General features: G+C 46.2%; 13 protein-coding genes. 11 read left to right on the top strand and 2 right to left on the bottom strand.

Features of this window, described 5'->3' with window-relative positions; translation table 11 throughout:
- The first annotated feature begins 90 nt into the window (after positions 1-90).
- The 9 genes from ndk (at position 91) to der (ending at position 10169) form a co-directional block, all read left to right on the top strand.
- On the top strand, positions 91-522 hold the full coding sequence (gene ndk, locus AC27EZ_RS03890) for a nucleoside-diphosphate kinase (RefSeq protein WP_012519000.1): 432 nt from the start codon (positions 91-93) through the stop codon (positions 520-522).
- A gap of 315 nt (positions 523-837) precedes the next feature.
- On the top strand, positions 838-1956 hold the full coding sequence (gene rlmN / locus AC27EZ_RS03885) for a dual-specificity RNA methyltransferase RlmN (protein WP_487134063.1): 1119 nt from the start codon (positions 838-840) through the stop codon (positions 1954-1956).
- A 24-nt stretch (positions 1957-1980) separates the two neighbouring features.
- Positions 1981-3084, top strand: coding sequence for a type IV pilus biogenesis/stability protein PilW (gene pilW, locus AC27EZ_RS03880; protein ID WP_487134062.1), 1104 nt, complete (start codon positions 1981-1983; stop codon positions 3082-3084).
- A gap of 6 nt (positions 3085-3090) precedes the next feature.
- Complete coding sequence (locus tag AC27EZ_RS03875; protein ID WP_487134061.1) at positions 3091-4083, top strand: RodZ domain-containing protein; 993 nt, start codon at positions 3091-3093, stop codon at positions 4081-4083.
- 8 nt (positions 4084-4091) lie between these two features.
- A complete protein-coding gene (gene ispG / locus AC27EZ_RS03870) occupies positions 4092-5210 on the top strand; it encodes a flavodoxin-dependent (E)-4-hydroxy-3-methylbut-2-enyl-diphosphate synthase (RefSeq protein ID WP_487134060.1) in 1119 nt (372 codons plus the stop codon).
- A gap of 123 nt (positions 5211-5333) precedes the next feature.
- The gene (gene hisS / locus AC27EZ_RS03865; RefSeq protein ID WP_487134059.1) at positions 5334-6614 is read left to right on the top strand and encodes a histidine--tRNA ligase; all 1281 of its coding nucleotides are present in this window, start codon (positions 5334-5336) and stop codon (positions 6612-6614) included.
- 14 nt (positions 6615-6628) lie between these two features.
- Entirely contained in the window at positions 6629-7246 is a 618-nt protein-coding gene (locus tag AC27EZ_RS03860; RefSeq protein WP_487134058.1) for a YfgM family protein, read from the top strand.
- Positions 7247-7277: 31 nt separating this feature from the next.
- Positions 7278-8537 carry an outer membrane protein assembly factor BamB gene (gene bamB / locus AC27EZ_RS03855; protein ID WP_487134057.1) on the top strand — a complete coding sequence of 420 codons (1260 nt, stop codon included), beginning with the start codon at positions 7278-7280 and terminating at the stop codon, positions 8535-8537.
- A gap of 186 nt (positions 8538-8723) precedes the next feature.
- Positions 8724-10169, top strand: coding sequence for a ribosome biogenesis GTPase Der (gene der, locus AC27EZ_RS03850; RefSeq protein WP_487134056.1), 1446 nt, complete (start codon positions 8724-8726; stop codon positions 10167-10169).
- Positions 10170-10206: 37 nt separating this feature from the next.
- Here der and AC27EZ_RS03845 read toward each other — a convergent pair whose 3' ends face one another.
- Together AC27EZ_RS03845 and xseA are read right to left on the bottom strand one after the other, a co-directional pair.
- Positions 10207-11256 carry a hypothetical protein gene (locus AC27EZ_RS03845; protein ID WP_487134055.1) on the bottom strand — a complete coding sequence of 350 codons (1050 nt, stop codon included), beginning with the start codon at positions 11254-11256 and terminating at the stop codon, positions 10207-10209.
- Between the two features lie 71 nt (positions 11257-11327).
- Positions 11328-12683 carry an exodeoxyribonuclease VII large subunit gene (xseA, locus tag AC27EZ_RS03840; protein ID WP_487134054.1) on the bottom strand — a complete coding sequence of 452 codons (1356 nt, stop codon included), beginning with the start codon at positions 12681-12683 and terminating at the stop codon, positions 11328-11330.
- Between the two features lie 100 nt (positions 12684-12783).
- On the opposite strand from xseA, the gene guaB reads away from it, so the two are divergent.
- Both guaB and guaA read left to right on the top strand, forming a co-directional pair.
- Positions 12784-14253 (top strand): IMP dehydrogenase, encoded by a 1470-nt coding sequence (gene guaB, locus AC27EZ_RS03835; RefSeq protein ID WP_487134053.1) that lies wholly within the window; start codon positions 12784-12786, stop codon positions 14251-14253.
- A gap of 66 nt (positions 14254-14319) precedes the next feature.
- A complete protein-coding gene (guaA, locus tag AC27EZ_RS03830; RefSeq protein ID WP_487134052.1) occupies positions 14320-15897 on the top strand; it encodes a glutamine-hydrolyzing GMP synthase in 1578 nt (525 codons plus the stop codon).
- Positions 15898-16057 lie beyond the last annotated feature (160 nt).

Here is a 16057-nt window from a genome sequence, read left to right as displayed (position 1 = left end):
TTGCAAATCGCTGCTAGTCAATGCGACATTAATCGCCTATAATTCGCGACCAAAATTTTAAACGACATACTATTTGTTTGGAGAAAGAACATGGCTTTAGAGCGCACTTTTTCGATTATCAAGCCTGATGCGGTAGCTAAAAACGTTATCGGTGCTATTTACAACCGTTTCGAATCTGCAGGTCTTCGCATCGTTGCTTCTAAAATGATTCACATGAGCAAAGAACAAGCTGAAGGTTTTTACGCAGAACACAAAGAGCGTCCTTTCTTTGGCGCACTTGTTGATTTCATGACATCTGGCCCAGTTATGGTTCAGGTTCTTGAAGGCGAAAACGCAGTACTTGCTAACCGTGAAATCATGGGCGCAACTAACCCAGCAGACGCGGCAGCGGGAACGCTTCGTTCTGATTACGCAGCGTCTATCGACGAAAACGCAGTACACGGTTCAGATGCACCTGAGTCTGCTGCTCGCGAAATCGCTTACTTCTTCTCTGAAGAAGAGATTTGCCCACGCACTCGTTAATCGATTGCTTAAGCAAATTAAAAACGAGGCTTAGGCCTCGTTTTTTTGTACCTTTTATCGTGATGGAAACCCCTAGCGATATTAATGATGGTGCGACTTTTTATGCAATATGTTGTGTGGTAAAATCCGCGCAAAATTTGAACGAATTTGGCGTGTTATTATCTAAAGCAGTTTAACAAGACGTTTATTTCTTAATAGACCGTTTTAGATATTGCGGCTTTTTATTCTTTGCTCGGGCGACAGTGTCGAGCGTGTAATATTCGATTAAGCATTACGAGGCCACTGTCCTCGTTAGGTAGAAGGGTCATCTTTTTCATGGCAAAAACAAACTTATTAAATCTAAATCGCGAAGGCTTGCGAAATTTCTTCAAGGAAATGGGAGACAAGCCGTTTCGTGCCGATCAGGTAATGAAATGGATTTACCAGCACGGCGAAAGTGATTTTGAAAAGATGAGTAATCTTAATAAGAACCTTCGTGCCATGCTTATTGAAAACTGCGAGATTAAAGCACCAGAAATTGCTTACTTTCAAGAAGCGAGCGACGGTACCATAAAATTTGCGCTTACCCTTGAGGGCGGGCAAGAAGTGGAGTCGGTATGGATCCCAGAGACCGACCGGGCCACGTTGTGCGTGTCTTCGCAAGTTGGCTGTGCGTTAGAGTGTACGTTTTGCTCAACAGCGCAACAAGGTTTTAACCGTAACCTAAGCGTAAGTGAAATTATTGGCCAAGTATGGCGCGTTGCTACGTTTTTAGGGTTATCAAAAGATACCAGCCAGCGCCCAATTACTAATGTGGTAATGATGGGAATGGGTGAGCCGCTGCTTAACCTTAAAAACGTTGTTCCGGCAATGGACATCATGTTAGATGATTTTGGTTTCGGCCTGTCAAAACGCCGGGTAACACTAAGTACGTCTGGTGTTGTACCAGCACTTGATATGTTGGGCGATCAAATCGATGTAGCGTTAGCAATCTCGTTGCACGCACCTAACGACGAGTTACGAAATGAAATTGTACCGGTAAATAAAAAGTACAACATTGAAGCGTTTCTAGCTGGTGTTCGTCGTTATTTAGCCAAGTCGAAGGCGAACCAAGGACGCGTGACCGTTGAGTATGTTATGCTCTCTCACATTAACGACAGCACTGAGCAAGCGCATGAGCTTGCCAAAGTGCTAAAAGATACACCAAGTAAAATTAATCTTATTCCGTTCAACCCTTATCCGGGCTCGCCATATACGTGTTCAAGTAATTCGCGTATAGATAGGTTTGCGAAAGTATTGATGGAATACGGCTTTACCACGGTAGTGCGTAAAACCCGTGGCGATGATATTGATGCCGCATGCGGACAACTTGTTGGTGATGTGGTAGACAGAACCAAAAGAATGTTGAAAAAACAGATGAAGGGCGAAGCAATTTCGGTAAAAATAGCCCAATAATCATAACGATATTAGGGTGAATCGATGCTAAACGGATTGCGTGTTGGACTTTTACTAGCGGTAGCTGGGCTGTTTGGTTGTGTAACTAGCAATCAAACAGGCAGCTATAGCGAAAATATCGACTATCAAGAGGCCGCGAGAACACGCATGTCTCTTGGTCTTACGTATCTTAAAAATAACAATTACGCGCAAGCCAAAAAGAACCTCGACAAGGCGCTGTCTTTCGATCCTCGGTCTGCCGACGTCCACTATGCATTAGCCTATTATTATCAGCTTGTTGGTGAAATCAGCCGCGCTGAAGAGTTTTACGAAGAATCCTTGAATATTGCACCTAACAACGGTGATATTGCCAACAGTTACGGTGCCTTCCAATGTCAAAATGGTAACTACGAGAAAGCAAAAACGTATTTCTTGAAAGCCATTAATATCCGCCAATACTCAAATACCGCTGAAACCTACGAGAACTTAGCACTGTGCGCGCAGAGCCAAGGCAACGAAGCCGATGCCATTAACTATTTAAACGACGCACTGAAGCACCAGCCAATGCGTGCTAAAACGCTTTATTTACTGACCGAAATTTATGTTGCCAACGGACAGTGGGGCAATGCGGAAGACACATTGAGAAAATACGAACGCGCCAGCCCAGTATCGCCTGATTCGTTATGGCTTGCCTTTGAAGTTGCAAAGGGGCAGGGTGACTGGCAAACCGCGAAAGGCTATGGCGATATGATCGTTGCCATGTTTCCTGAGAGTCCTTATGTTAAGCGTTACCTGGATGTAACACGTGAAAGTGCACCTAAAGTAGCGCGTACGGCAAAGGTGAAGGCCATTAATGTACCTCAAGAACAGCCTGTCGTGATTAGCGTTGAGCCCGACTATGAGGGTTCACAAACAGTGACGACGGTAAGCCCTACTGCTGAAACGCCAAAAGACAAAGAAAACACTGAAATAGTGGAAGAAACACCCATATTCCATATAGTAAAAGAGGGCGAAAACCTATATCGTATTTCGCTCATGCATAATATCAAGATGGTAACTCTGCAAACGTGGAACAACTTAGAGAATACTGGCGCTATTTTTGCTGGTAAAAAGCTTTGGTTGGTACCACCGAGTATGCAGGAGGATTAAAATTTAATGGTGTCAGAACAACATGCGGCAGACGACGTAACTGCGCAACAAGAACAAAGTACGCCAAGCCCAGGCAATATGCTGCTAGAGAAGAGAGAATCTTTAGGGCTGTCGCAACAAGATATAGCCAATAAGCTTTTTTTGAAAGTCGGGCAAATCGATGATTTAGAAAATGACAAGATTGACGACGCGTCTTCAGTCACCTTCACAAAAGGCTATGTGCGCAATTACGCCAAACAACTAGGTATGGACTCAGAGGCAGTTATTGCTGCATTTGAGCAATACCATACCAGTGTTAAGTCGCCGGCCAAACTACAAAGCTTTTCAAAGCGTGTCGCAAAACAGACACATGATGACCGTTGGATGATAGTAACGTACATTATACTGCTACTCATTATCGGTGGGGTTGTAGCATGGTGGTATCAGCAGCCTAGCGATGAGGGGGTGGTCGAAGCTCCGTTAACAGAACGCGTATTGAAAGAAGCGGCAGAGACGCCGCTAACGAGCGTTGCGACAGAACGAGACAGCAGCACAATGGCTGTTAATCCGGTACCTGCACAATCGCAAGCACAAGCTAACACGGATGAATTTGAGTCTCAGTCGGCGCAAACTAACCTTCCTTCATCGAGCGATACCAGCGAACAAGCCGCTGAGATGGCTGCACCGACTATTGATGAAACAAATAATGTCACCGCACTTATCACAAACGATGAATCAGAGACAGAGGGTGCTGTCATACAAGGTCTCGTTGATACATCAGCGCCTATTAGCATTCTGTTTAATTTCGATAACGATTGTTGGGTTAGTGTAAAGGACGCCACCGGTGAGACCATTGCATATGGTGTTAAGGAAGCGGGCCGGGTGATGGAGATCTCAGGTGTGCCACCTGTTCAAGTAACGCTGGGTGCCCCACAAAATGTTCGTATTTCAGTAAATGGCGATGCCGTCGATATTTCTAGCTATCATGGTCGTACCGCACGCTTTTCACTTCCTTTATAGGTAATAAGATGTTTTCAGAAAGTCCAATTACGCGCCGCAAATCAACGCGTATTAATGTTGGTAATGTTCCTATAGGCGATGGCGCGCCTATCGCCGTTCAATCAATGACCAATACACTTACGACTGATGTTGCGGCAACGGTTGCTCAAATCAATCGAATTGTTGCTGTGGGTGGCGAAATTGTGCGCGTTTCAGTGCCTACCATGGATGCGGCCGAAGCCTTTAAAGAAATTAAAAAGCAAGTATCGGTGCCTCTTGTTGCCGACATACACTTTGATTACCGCATTGCCCTAAAAGTGGCTGAGTATGGGGTAGACTGCCTAAGAATAAACCCCGGTAACATTGGGAATATGGAACGTGTTAGGTCAGTGGTTGACTGCGCCAAAGATAAGAACATTCCTATTCGAATTGGTGTTAATGGCGGTTCGTTAGAAAAAGACTTGCAAGAAAAATATGGTGAGCCCACACCTGAAGCATTGGTAGAGTCTGCCATGCGCCACGTTGATATCCTTGATAAGCTAAATTTTGACCAGTTTAAGGTGAGTGTAAAAGCGTCAGATGTCTTTTTGGCGGTAGGTGCATACCGTTTACTGGCGCAGAAAATTGATCAGCCTCTTCATTTGGGTATTACCGAAGCAGGCGGCCAGCGTGCCGGTGCTGTGAAAAGCGCGGTCGGTCTGGGCATGTTACTTGCCGAAGGCATCGGTGACACGATAAGGGTATCGCTCGCGGCAGATCCAGTGGAAGAAATTAAGGTTGGCTTTGATATATTAAAGTCACTACGCATTCGGTCTAGAGGCATTAACTTCATTGCATGCCCCAGCTGTTCACGCCAAGAATTCGATGTTATATCGACAGTGAACGCGTTAGAAGAACGGTTAGAAGACATTTTAACGCCGATGGATGTTTCAATCATTGGTTGCGTGGTAAACGGGCCTGGCGAAGCCGAAGTCTCTGACTTAGGTTTAACGGGGGCGCGAAATATGAGTGGTTTATATGAAGACGGTAAGCGAGTAAAAGAGCGTCTTCCTAATGACGACCTTGTAGATAGGCTCGAGAGCCGTATTCGTGCTAAGGCAGCAAGAATGCGCGAAGAAAATAAAATTCAGGTAGCAATAAAAGACTAACGCGCGGTAATTGTTTCACCAAGCGCACATTGCGCAAAGAACAATACAGCTGAGCATTGTTGTTTATTTCCAAAGCCCCTATAATGCGGGGCTTTTCACTATTTAGCAGTATGAGAATTTCACGTGGCTAAGACTATTCAGGCAATTCGAGGCATGAACGATTGCCTGCCGGAAATATCCGGTACATGGCAGAAAGTAGAATCTGCAATTCGTCAGGTGGTAGCGAGTTATGGCTACCAAGAAATACGCACTCCGATTGTTGAGAGCACAGACTTATTCAAGCGCTCTATTGGTGAAGTAACCGATATTGTTGAAAAAGAAATGTATACCTTCGAGGACAGAAATGGCGACAGCCTTACGCTTCGTCCTGAAGGTACTGCTAGTTGTGTACGCGCGGGTAACGAGCATGGCTTGTTATACAATCAGCAGCAGCGTCTGTGGTATATGGGGCCTATGTTCCGCCACGAGCGTCCTCAAAAAGGCCGTTATCGCCAGTTTCACCAATTTGGCGTAGAGACCTATGGTATTGATGGTCCTGATATCGACTTAGAAGTTATCCTTCTTAGTGCCAGATTTTGGAAGCTGTTTGGTATTCAGCAGCACGTTAAACTTCAAATTAACACTTTGGGTTCAAATGAAGCGCGCGCCGCTTATCGCGATACACTTGTCGATTATTTGAAAGCGCGAGCAGATAAGCTAGATGAAGAGTCGCTGCGTCGATTGGAAACCAATCCGCTGCGAGTGCTAGATAGCAAGAATCCAGAGGTGCAGGCAGCCATCGTTGATGCGCCTTCACTCATCGACCATCTTGATGATGAGTCAAAAGCGCACTTCGATACGTTATGCGCGCGTTTGACGCAAGCAGGCGTTGAATTTGAAATAAACCCTCGTTTAGTGCGCGGGTTAGATTACTATAACCGAACGGTGTTTGAATGGGTTACAGACAGCTTGGGTGCTCAAGGTACCGTGTGTGCTGGCGGCCGGTACGATGGTTTGGTTGAGCAGTTAGGCGGAAAGTCTACCCCCGCGGTCGGCTTTGCGATGGGACTAGAGCGTCTCGTATTGCTGCTTACTACGTTAACCGACGAGGGGCAGGATGTCGCAAACGCGGATGTTTATGTCACTGCGATGGGTGATGATGCGCAAGCGTATGCTGTCGAGGTCTCTGAACATTTACGAAATACATTGCCAGACGTGCGTATTATGATGCACTGCGGCGGTGGAAACTTTAAAAAGCAACTTAAACGTGCAGACAAGACCGGTGCACAACTTGCACTGTTACTAGGGTCTGATGAAATGCAATCACGTACCGTTGGGATAAAGCCGCTACGTGATGGTCAGGAACAGCAAACTGTTGAGTTTGATGCGTTAACGCGCACGGTTTCTGCATTGCTAAACCGTTAAGATAAGAGGAAGTCATGGAACAATTCGCAACAGAAGAACAACAAGTAGAAGCGATCAAAGGTTTTTGGAAAGAGCACGGTACCGCGATTATTGTTGGTGCAGCACTTGGTTTAGGCGGCCTGTGGGGCTGGCGTTATTACTCAGAAACACAAATCGAAAACCGTGAAGCGGCGTCCGTTGCTTATCAGGAAGCGGTGCAAAGCCTTGATGCTGAAAACGGCGTGGAAAATGTAGAAGCCTTTATTACAGCGAATAAAGATACCGGTTATGCAAGTGTTGCAAGCTTGATTGCTGCAAAACAAGCGGTTGATGCAGGCGACTTAGACAGTGCCGCGTCGCACCTTAACCATGTTGTTACGTTTGCAGAAAACGACCAGTTGAAGTCATTGGCCAGTGTTCGTCTTGCTCGTGTGCAAATTGAAATGAACCAGCTTGATGCAGCGTTGTCTACGCTAGGCAATATTGAAAGTGAAGCGTTTAGCGCGGAAGTTTCTGAATTAAAAGGTGATGTTTACCAGCTGCAGAATAAGATTGATGATGCGCGCTTGGCTTATTCAGCCGCCTTAGAAAAAAATGCCAATAACCCGCTGCTACAAATGAAAGTAGATAATTTAGCCATTGCGGGCCAATAAGCTGGTAAATAAAAATAAAGAGGTACGTAATTTGTTTCACAATACGTGTGGCCCTACAGGCCGTTTAGCTCGCATCACTGGCATGGTTTTAGCCATGACATTCACGCTTTCTGGCTGTTCAACGGTTTCAGACTGGTTTGCTGATGAAGAAGAGTTAGAAATTCGTCGATTAAAGCCTATTGACGCGCAATTTTCACCACAAGTTGAGTGGTCTCGTGATATTGGCGACGGTGTCGACTTTTACTTCTCGCGTCTACAACCTGTTTATGCGTACGACAAGCTCTACGCTGCCGACCGCCACGGAATTGTGGTTGCAATGAACCCCGACACTGGCGAAGTCATGTGGGAGCGCGACTTTGCATCTTTCGAAGGTGAAGGTATTTGGAACAGCGTGTCTAGCGTTTGGGAAAGTGGCGAAAGCGCGCGCATAGGCGGTATATATGCGGCCGACAGGCATGTGTATGTTGGCACTGAAAATGGCCATGTTGTAGCATTAGATGCTGAAACCGGCGAAACGGCGTGGAGCAAGACTATCCCAGGTGAAGTGCTAGCAGCGCCTGCGGCAGATGAAGGCGTATTGGTAGTAAATACCGGCGCTGGCTCTCTTTATGGCTTTAACACCCGTACCGGCGAAGAATTGTGGCATCACGAAGGTGATACCCCGCCACTTACGCTGCGTGGCATTTCAGGCCCTGTTGCTTCTAACGGTGGTACCATTGTTGGAACGGCGACAGGCAAAATTCAAGTAAACCTGATAGACAACGGCGTTTTAGCATGGGAGACCGCTATTGCAAAGCCTACCGGTGCAACAGAGCTTGAACGTATTGTTGATATAGACACTACGCCCGTATTGTTCGGTGGAACCATCTATACGGTAGCGTATAACGGTACGTTAGCTGCCGTTGAATTGCAGTCGGGTCGCGTGATTTGGAAGCGTGAGTATGCTTCATTTCGTAACCTTAGCATCGATGGTAATCGAATTTTTGTGGTAGACAATAATTCAAATGTCTATGCGCTTGATAGACGCAACGGTGTTGAACTATGGTCACAAGGTACGTTAAAGGGCCGCTCTTTAACGGCTGCAACTCCCATGGGTGATAATATTGTTGTTGGCGATAATTGGGGATTTTTACACTGGGTAAACCAAGAAAGTGGAAAGATTGTCGCACGACTAGATGTAGGTGGTGATGACGAAGATGATGCTATCTATACTTCGCCAATTAACGTAAAAGACAAGATTGTTGCAGTGACGCGTGAAGGCGTTGTAGCGTCGATAGTTGCACCCCAGTAAATATGAATTAATGTTAGTAGTATGCGCTGAAATGTAAGTATATAAAACGTACTTCGTGCAGATGAGCGTTACATGCTGACGCATTATCCATTACACGGTATAATGAAAACTCACAGTAACCGCAAGTAGGCTTCGCTTACTTGCGGTTTGTGCTTTCAAGCACTCATGACCTTTAGGATCTGATACATGTTACCCGTTGTTGCTTTGGTTGGCCGTCCCAATGTTGGAAAGTCGACTTTATTTAATCGTCTGACAAATACGCGCGATGCGCTTGTTGCAGATTATCCTGGACTTACCCGCGATAGAAAGTATGGCCGGGCGAAGTTCGAGCGTCGTCAATTCATTGTGGTAGATACTGGTGGTATCACAGGCGATGAAGAGGGCATTGATGCCGAAATGGCGCAGCAGTCCTTATTGGCTATTGAAGAAGCCGATGTTGTGATGTTCTTGGTTGATGCTCGTGCAGGTTTGCTGCCAGCCGACCAAGGGATTGCTGATCACCTACGCAGAATTAATAAACATGTGTTTGTGGTAGCCAATAAAGTCGATGGTATTGACGGCGACAGCGAGAGTGCTGAATTTTATTCTCTGGGTCTAGGGGAAATTAAGCAAATTGCTGCCGCGCATGGCCGCGGTGTTAGCCAATTATTGCAAGACGCTCTCGCGCCGCTAGAAGCATCTTTTCCAGATATGGAAGTGGTTGAAGAAGTTATTGATGAATCGCTTGATGCAGAAGCGCAGCGTGAACGGCTTCAATCGTTACCCATTAAACTTGCCATTGTCGGTAAGCCTAACGTAGGTAAGTCTACACTAACCAATAGAATATTGGGTGAAGAGCGCGTGGTGGTGTATGACCTTCCCGGCACTACTCGAGACAGTGTTTACATTCCGATGGAACGTGACGAGCGCGAGTATGTACTTATCGATACTGCTGGGGTAAGAAAGCGTAAGAAAGTTAACGAAGCGGTTGAGAAATTCTCGATTGTAAAAACACTTCAGGCCATTGAAGAGTCGAACGTTGTTTTGCTCGTTATAGATGCGCGCGAAGGCATTACAGACCAAGACTTAAGCCTTTTAGGCTTTGTACTTAATTCTGGACGCTCTTTGGTTGTTGCCGTGAACAAGTGGGATGGATTAACGCTAGATGTAAAAGACGACATTAAACGTGAAATGGATCGTCGTTTAGGGTTTATCGATTTCGCGCGAATTCACTTCATTTCTGCGCTTCATGGTTCGGGCGTAGGGAATTTGTTCGAATCTGTGCAAGAAGCCTATGCAAGTGCAACAAAGCGTATTAACACCGCAATGCTTACGCAGATAATGGAAATGGCGCAAGACGATCACCAACCGCCTCTTGTTCGCGGTCGTAGGGTGAAGATGAAATATGCTCACGCAGGCGGTTATAATCCGCCCGTTATCGTTATTCACGGTAACCAAGTGGATGATTTGCCAAATTCTTACAAGCGCTTCTTGATGAACTATTTCAGAAAGGCCCTAGAAATTATGGGAACGCCAATCAAAATTGAATTTAGAGAAGGCAGCAACCCATTCGAAGGTAAGAAGAATAACCTGACGTTGGCACAACAGCGCAAACGCAAAAGAATGATGTCGTTTTACAAAGACAAAAAATAAAACAAAAAACCGCTCTCAGAGCGGTTTTTTTATGGGCTTAATTCACCAGCATTTTACGGATCTCGACCATCAATGGCGATTCGTCAGGTACGGCTATTTGCGCCACTAACTCATCAATAATCGGGTCTGAAAAGTCAGCAGGGAATGTTGTCGCTACCTTGATGTACTTGTCTGACAATTGAAATACGTAGGTCGTTGCGAAGATAGTGGGCTCGAGTTCAGACTCTGCTTTTAACCCAAGCCTCCAACCCTTGAGTGTTTCTGAAACGACATAGGGCGAGGCGGGGGATGTCTGCGATAATTGTAAGTTTTTAGCTGTTGCTACATCGCCTGCGCGGTTCCAATCCTCATTCAGTGCCGCATTAAGTAGCGTATCTGTATCGCTATCTAATGCTGCCAAAATCGGGTAAATAGTCACATCGACCAACGCTTCTTCGAAAGCGGGGTGAATGTACCGCGTGATCGAACCTCTAAAAGGGTCAGGGTAAAGTTGTGTATCTAATCGCGTAAATTTACCAACGCGCTCAGGTACCACTAAGTTGTTTTCATAGTCGCTAGCATTTAGCGCATGATAGAGAAAAGGTGACGTAAAAACGTTGTTGGTTATTACGTTGTTATGCCAAGCGTCTACCATTTTCGCTGCCACGTCTTGCGGTGCTGCATTTTGTGTATGTTCTTGAACGACCGTAAATGAGTCTATTTCTATGCCACGCCATTGAAGGGTGAATTCAGCTAATTGCGTCTGTTCAGGTAAATTTTTAAACGTTTGACCTAAGTTTGCAATAAGTAATGAATAGTCGGCGTTGTCTTCAAAAGGAAGTAACGCATTAAACGGCACGTTAGCTTGAAGGGCGCCAATAAAAGCGTCGGGAGATAGCGCGTCTTCTGTGCACGTTGGTTGAACGTTAACATTGGTTTCGCGGCATACATTTTCTAGCGCTTCACTAGGAAACGTAGAAAACACGGACAATGTGATACCGTTGGTAGACGCCTGAGCGGGGCTCATTACCATGGATAGCATCATCGCGCTAGTCGCTATAAATGCAGATGTAGCAGCAGCCACTGTCACGTTATTAGACATCGTCATACTGAAATGACCTGCAAGTCACCAGCGTCGACACTGGCGAACGGCTGAACGCGATTTAAATAGCTCATACATTACTCATTGGCTGTGATGGCAACCACTTTACTGGTTATTTCGCCGTCAGTCACTCGCGTTTTTACCTCGTCACCTTCTTTTATTGCCGATATCGATGTTATTGGTGTGCTATCAGAGAACGTAATGCTGTAACCGCGGGATAACGTCGACAGAGGGCTGACAGATTGGAGTAGACCAGCGTACTGCGCCAAATCTCTTTTTTTGCTTTTAATCAACATCTGCATGTTAGCGTGAAGCGATGCTGTTAACTGTGCAACCCGATTAGAGGCGTTATTGATACGGTTAGTTGGTGTGTGTCGTTCAAGGCGTGCGGTTTGGGTTCTTAGCGTGTCAGAAGCCCCGGTAAGCGTGCGCTCTATACAATGATTAAGGCGCAGCTGTAAACGGTCTAACGTTTGCCATTGATGTTGGATTTTTGCAGAAGGGTGCAACGACGTCAGTTTTTGGCGCTGTAAGGTATAATGCTGCCTTGCATGATTTATACGGTGATGCATGGCTCTTACTAAGCGCGCTTTTCTTTGCTCTATTCCTTCAAATAACGCGACGGTATCCTGACTGAGTAGTTCAGCTGCAGCAGAAGGCGTAGGGGCCCGCAGGTCTGCAACAAAGTCACTTATTGTGAAATCAACTTCATGACCGACGGCGCAGACCGTTGGTAGAGGGCACCCTGCGATTTCTCGAGCAAGCTGTTCATTGTTAAAGCACCATAAGTCCTCAAGCGAGCCACCGCCGCGAGTAATCAACAGGGCATCGACTTCATTACGCTTTATTGCTGTTTTCAATGCGTGAATAAGTTGTTGGGGGGCAGCTTCTCCCTGAACCATCGACGGATACACAATGATTTCAGTTTGCGGGCTTCGTCGTTTCAGCACGCTAAGTACGTCGTGCAGAGCTGCGCCACTGGACGAGGTAATCACGCCCAATGTTTTAACCGTTGATGGCAGGGGCTTTTTCACACTACTTGAAAATAACCCTTCAGCATTAAGCTTGGCCTTTAGCGCTTCAAAGGCTTGCTTAAGCGCACCTTCACCGTCGGTCTCCATATGCTCTACCACTAACTGGTAGTCTCCGCGGGCTTCGTAAAGGCCTACCGACGCACGTACTAAAATTTTATCGCCTTCTTTAGGGCGCTGCCTTACAGAACGGTTAGCCCCTTTAAACATAGCAGCGCGCACCTGCGCCTTGTTGTCCTTCAACGTGAAGTACCAATGCCCCGATGCGGCACAGACAAAATTAGATATTTCAGCAGATAGCCATATTAATCCAATTTCGCCCTCAAGCACGGTTCGAGCCAAGCGATTAAGTGATGTAACTGTTAAAATTTGTCGCGATGTAGACGGTGAATTTGTAAACATAAAAAAAATCATCAGGTTTAATACAAATAGAGTTTACCTGAAATATAAAAAACACTACAATTGCGCCGCAATTAACCCTCAATTGAAAAGGTGTTGTTGCATGCTACGAATCATCCAAGAAGCCCTGACGTTTGATGATGTGTTGCTGGTTCCCGGCCACTCAACCGTCCTTCCCCATACTGCCGACTTAAGAACGCGTTTAACGCGCGACGTTACGTTGAATATTCCCATGGTGTCTGCTGCCATGGATACCGTTTCTGAAGCGCCGCTAGCTATTGCCCTTGCGCAAGAAGGTGGTATCGGTTTCATTCACAAAAACATGAAGCCAGAAGAGCAAGCCAAACACGTTCGAGCAGTAAAGAAATACGAAAGTGGCGTAGTATCAGACCCAGTAACGGTGACAAAAGACGCCACTATTGGTGATGTTATCGCGTTATCTAAGCGCTTAGGCTATTCAGGCTTTCCTGTAACTGATGCAGACAACAACCTTATCGGTATTGTGACGGGTAGAGATCTTCGTTTTGAAAAACGTCTGGAATTGCCAATCAGCAATGTAATGACAGGTAAAGATGACCTTGTTACGGTAAAAGCCGGCGCAAGCTCAGATGTCGTACTTGATCTTATGCACGAGCATCGCATTGAAAAAATCTTAGTAGTCGACGACGCCTTCAAACTAACGGGCCTTATTACGGTTAAAGATTTCCAAAAAGCAGAAAATAAACCTAACGCATGTAAAGACTCATTAGGTCGTTTACGTGTTGGTGCTGCGGTAAGCGTAGGGCCAGGTACTGATGAGCGTATTGCTTTACTGGTTGAAGCTGGCGTTGACGTGCTGCTAATCGATACCTCACATGGTCACTCACAAGGTGTTATTGACCGTGTTAAGAAAGTTCGTGCTGACTTCCCAGATGTACAAATTATCGCGGGTAACGTGGCAACGGGTGACGGAGCAAAAGCCCTTGCTGATGCAGGTGTTGATGCAGTGAAAGTGGGCATTGGCCCAGGTTCTATTTGTACAACCCGTATTGTTACTGGCTGTGGCGTACCCCAAATTACAGCAGTGTCAGACGCCGTTGCTGCGCTTGAAGGAACGGGTATACCGGTTATTGCCGACGGTGGTATTCGCTTCTCTGGTGATATTGCTAAAGCACTTGCTGCCGGCGCAAGCTGTGTGATGGTGGGGAGTATGCTAGCAGGGACAGAAGAATCGCCTGGTGAAGTCGAGCTGTTCCAAGGTCGTTATTATAAGTCATATCGCGGGATGGGCTCGTTAGGCGCCATGAACCAAAGCCATGGCTCTTCAGATCGTTACTTCCAAGAATCTAATAATGCTGAAAAGCTAGTGCCAGAGGGTATTGAAGGTCGTGTTGCCTATAAAGGGCCAATTGCCAACATTATTCACCAGCAAATGGGCGGGCTTCGTTCGGCGATGGGCCTAACAGGGTGTGGCACCATAGAAGCGCTTAATACGAAAGCACAATTTGTTCGTGTTACCGCAGCAGGCATGGGCGAAAGCCACGTGCACGATGTAAGCATAACGAAAGAAGCGCCAAACTACCGTTTAGGGTAAAGGTGACCGACGATTGCGAGGCTGGTTCATAACCGGCCTTTGTTCTTCTATTTAACGGGTAAAAACATGACCACAAATATCCACGACCAACGAATACTCATTTTGGATTTTGGCTCGCAGTACACACAGCTTATTGCACGTCGCGTACGTGAAATCGGCGTTTATTGTGAACTTTGGGCTTGGGACGTAAGCGAAGCACAAATCCGAGAATTCAATCCTCAGGGCATCATTTTATCTGGCGGTCCTGAATCGGTAACTGAAGCCGGTTCTCCACGCGCACCCGACTATGTGTTTAATGCAGGCGTGCCTGTATTAGGTGTGTGCTACGGCATGCAAACCATGGCGCAACAACTTGGTGGCAGCGTATTAGGCTCAGATAAGCGTGAATTTGGTTATGCGCAAGTTGAGGTGGTTAAGCCAAGCCCGCTGCTTGATAAAATTGAAGACGCGATTAGCGACAACGGTAATGCGCTTCTTGATGTATGGATGAGTCATGGTGACAAGGTATCAACGATCCCTGAAGGTTTTGAAACCGTTGCAAAAACGCCATCGTGTCCACATGCCGCCATGTATAACGAAGAAAAACAATTTTACGGTGTACAGTTTCACCCCGAGGTGACGCACACCCGACAAGGCATGCGTTTGCTTACGCACTTCGTTATGGATGTGTGTAAATGCGAAAAGTTATGGACCGCAGGGGCCATTATTGAAGATGCCATTGCGCGTATCAAAACCCAAGTGGGTGATGATGAGGTTATTCTGGGTTTATCAGGCGGCGTAGATTCATCCGTAACGGCAATGTTACTTCACCGTGCGATTGGTAAGAACCTGACCTGCGTATTCGTCGATAACGGCTTGTTACGTCTTAATGAAGCCGACCAGGTGATGGAGATGTTTGGCGATCACTTCGGTTTAAATATTATTCGTATCGACGCAGAAGGGCGCTTTTTAGACCGCTTAAAAGGCGTTGAAGACCCAGAGCTCAAGCGTAAGGCTATTGGTAATGAGTTTGTTAGAGTTTTCGATGAAGAAGCGAGCAAATTAGCCAATGCCAAATGGTTAGCGCAAGGGACCATTTACCCTGATGTGATTGAATCGGCGGGCTCTGCAACCGGCAAAGCACACGTGATTAAATCACACCACAATGTGGGTGGTCTGCCAGAAGACATGGCGCTTGGTCTTGTAGAGCCGCTACGCGAACTCTTCAAAGATGAAGTGCGCAAGATAGGTCTTGAGCTTGGTTTACCTTATGACATGCTTTATCGCCACCCGTTCCCAGGGCCTGGTCTAGGTGTGCGAGTATTAGGTGAGATCAAGAAAGAGTACTGTGACTTGCTTCGCCGCGCTGACGCGATTTTCATCGAAGAGCTGCATAATGCCGACTTGTATCAGAAAGTGAGCCAAGCGTTTACGGTATTCTTGCCGGTACGTTCTGTGGGCGTTATGGGTGATGCACGAAAATATGATTGGGTTGTGAGTTTACGCGCGGTAGAAACGGTCGATTTCATGACAGCACATTGGGCACATTTACCGTATGACTTCTTAGGTAAGGTGTCGAATCGCATTATTAATGAGATCGATGGAATCTCTAGGGTAGTGTACGACATCTCAGGAAAGCCGCCTGCCACGATAGAGTGGGAGTAAAAATCAAAAAAGAGCCGAAAGGCTCTTTTTTATTGCTATATCTCAGCCTATATTAAATAGGGCATTAGGTAATCGGTAAGTCTCTATTACTTTATGCTTCTATTGTCATTTCTCTGTCATAAAAATAACATGTAATGTATGTGACAACATTTTCGCAACG

The organism is Alteromonas sp. 4NH20-0056 (assembly GCF_057539655.1).
This window is presented reverse-complemented; position numbering and strand designations above follow the sequence as displayed.

Excerpts from the sequence above, each read along its gene's own strand:
- guaA (WP_487134052.1), top strand. The coding sequence starts at position 14,320 with ATGACCACAAATATCCACGACCAACGAATACTCATTTTGGATTTTGGC.
- AC27EZ_RS03875 (WP_487134061.1), top strand. The coding sequence starts at position 3,091 with ATGGTGTCAGAACAACATGCGGCAGACGACGTAACTGCGCAACAAGAA.
- ndk (WP_012519000.1), top strand. The coding sequence starts at position 91 with ATGGCTTTAGAGCGCACTTTTTCGATTATCAAGCCTGATGCGGTAGCT.
- guaB (WP_487134053.1), top strand. The coding sequence starts at position 12,784 with ATGCTACGAATCATCCAAGAAGCCCTGACGTTTGATGATGTGTTGCTG.
- xseA (WP_487134054.1), bottom strand. The coding sequence starts at position 12,683 with ATGTTTACAAATTCACCGTCTACATCGCGACAAATTTTAACAGTTACA.
- AC27EZ_RS03845 (WP_487134055.1), bottom strand. The coding sequence starts at position 11,256 with ATGACGATGTCTAATAACGTGACAGTGGCTGCTGCTACATCTGCATTT.
- AC27EZ_RS03860 (WP_487134058.1), top strand. The coding sequence starts at position 6,629 with ATGGAACAATTCGCAACAGAAGAACAACAAGTAGAAGCGATCAAAGGT.
- rlmN (WP_487134063.1), top strand. The coding sequence starts at position 838 with ATGGCAAAAACAAACTTATTAAATCTAAATCGCGAAGGCTTGCGAAAT.
- pilW (WP_487134062.1), top strand. The coding sequence starts at position 1,981 with ATGCTAAACGGATTGCGTGTTGGACTTTTACTAGCGGTAGCTGGGCTG.
- der (WP_487134056.1), top strand. The coding sequence starts at position 8,724 with ATGTTACCCGTTGTTGCTTTGGTTGGCCGTCCCAATGTTGGAAAGTCG.
- ispG (WP_487134060.1), top strand. The coding sequence starts at position 4,092 with ATGTTTTCAGAAAGTCCAATTACGCGCCGCAAATCAACGCGTATTAAT.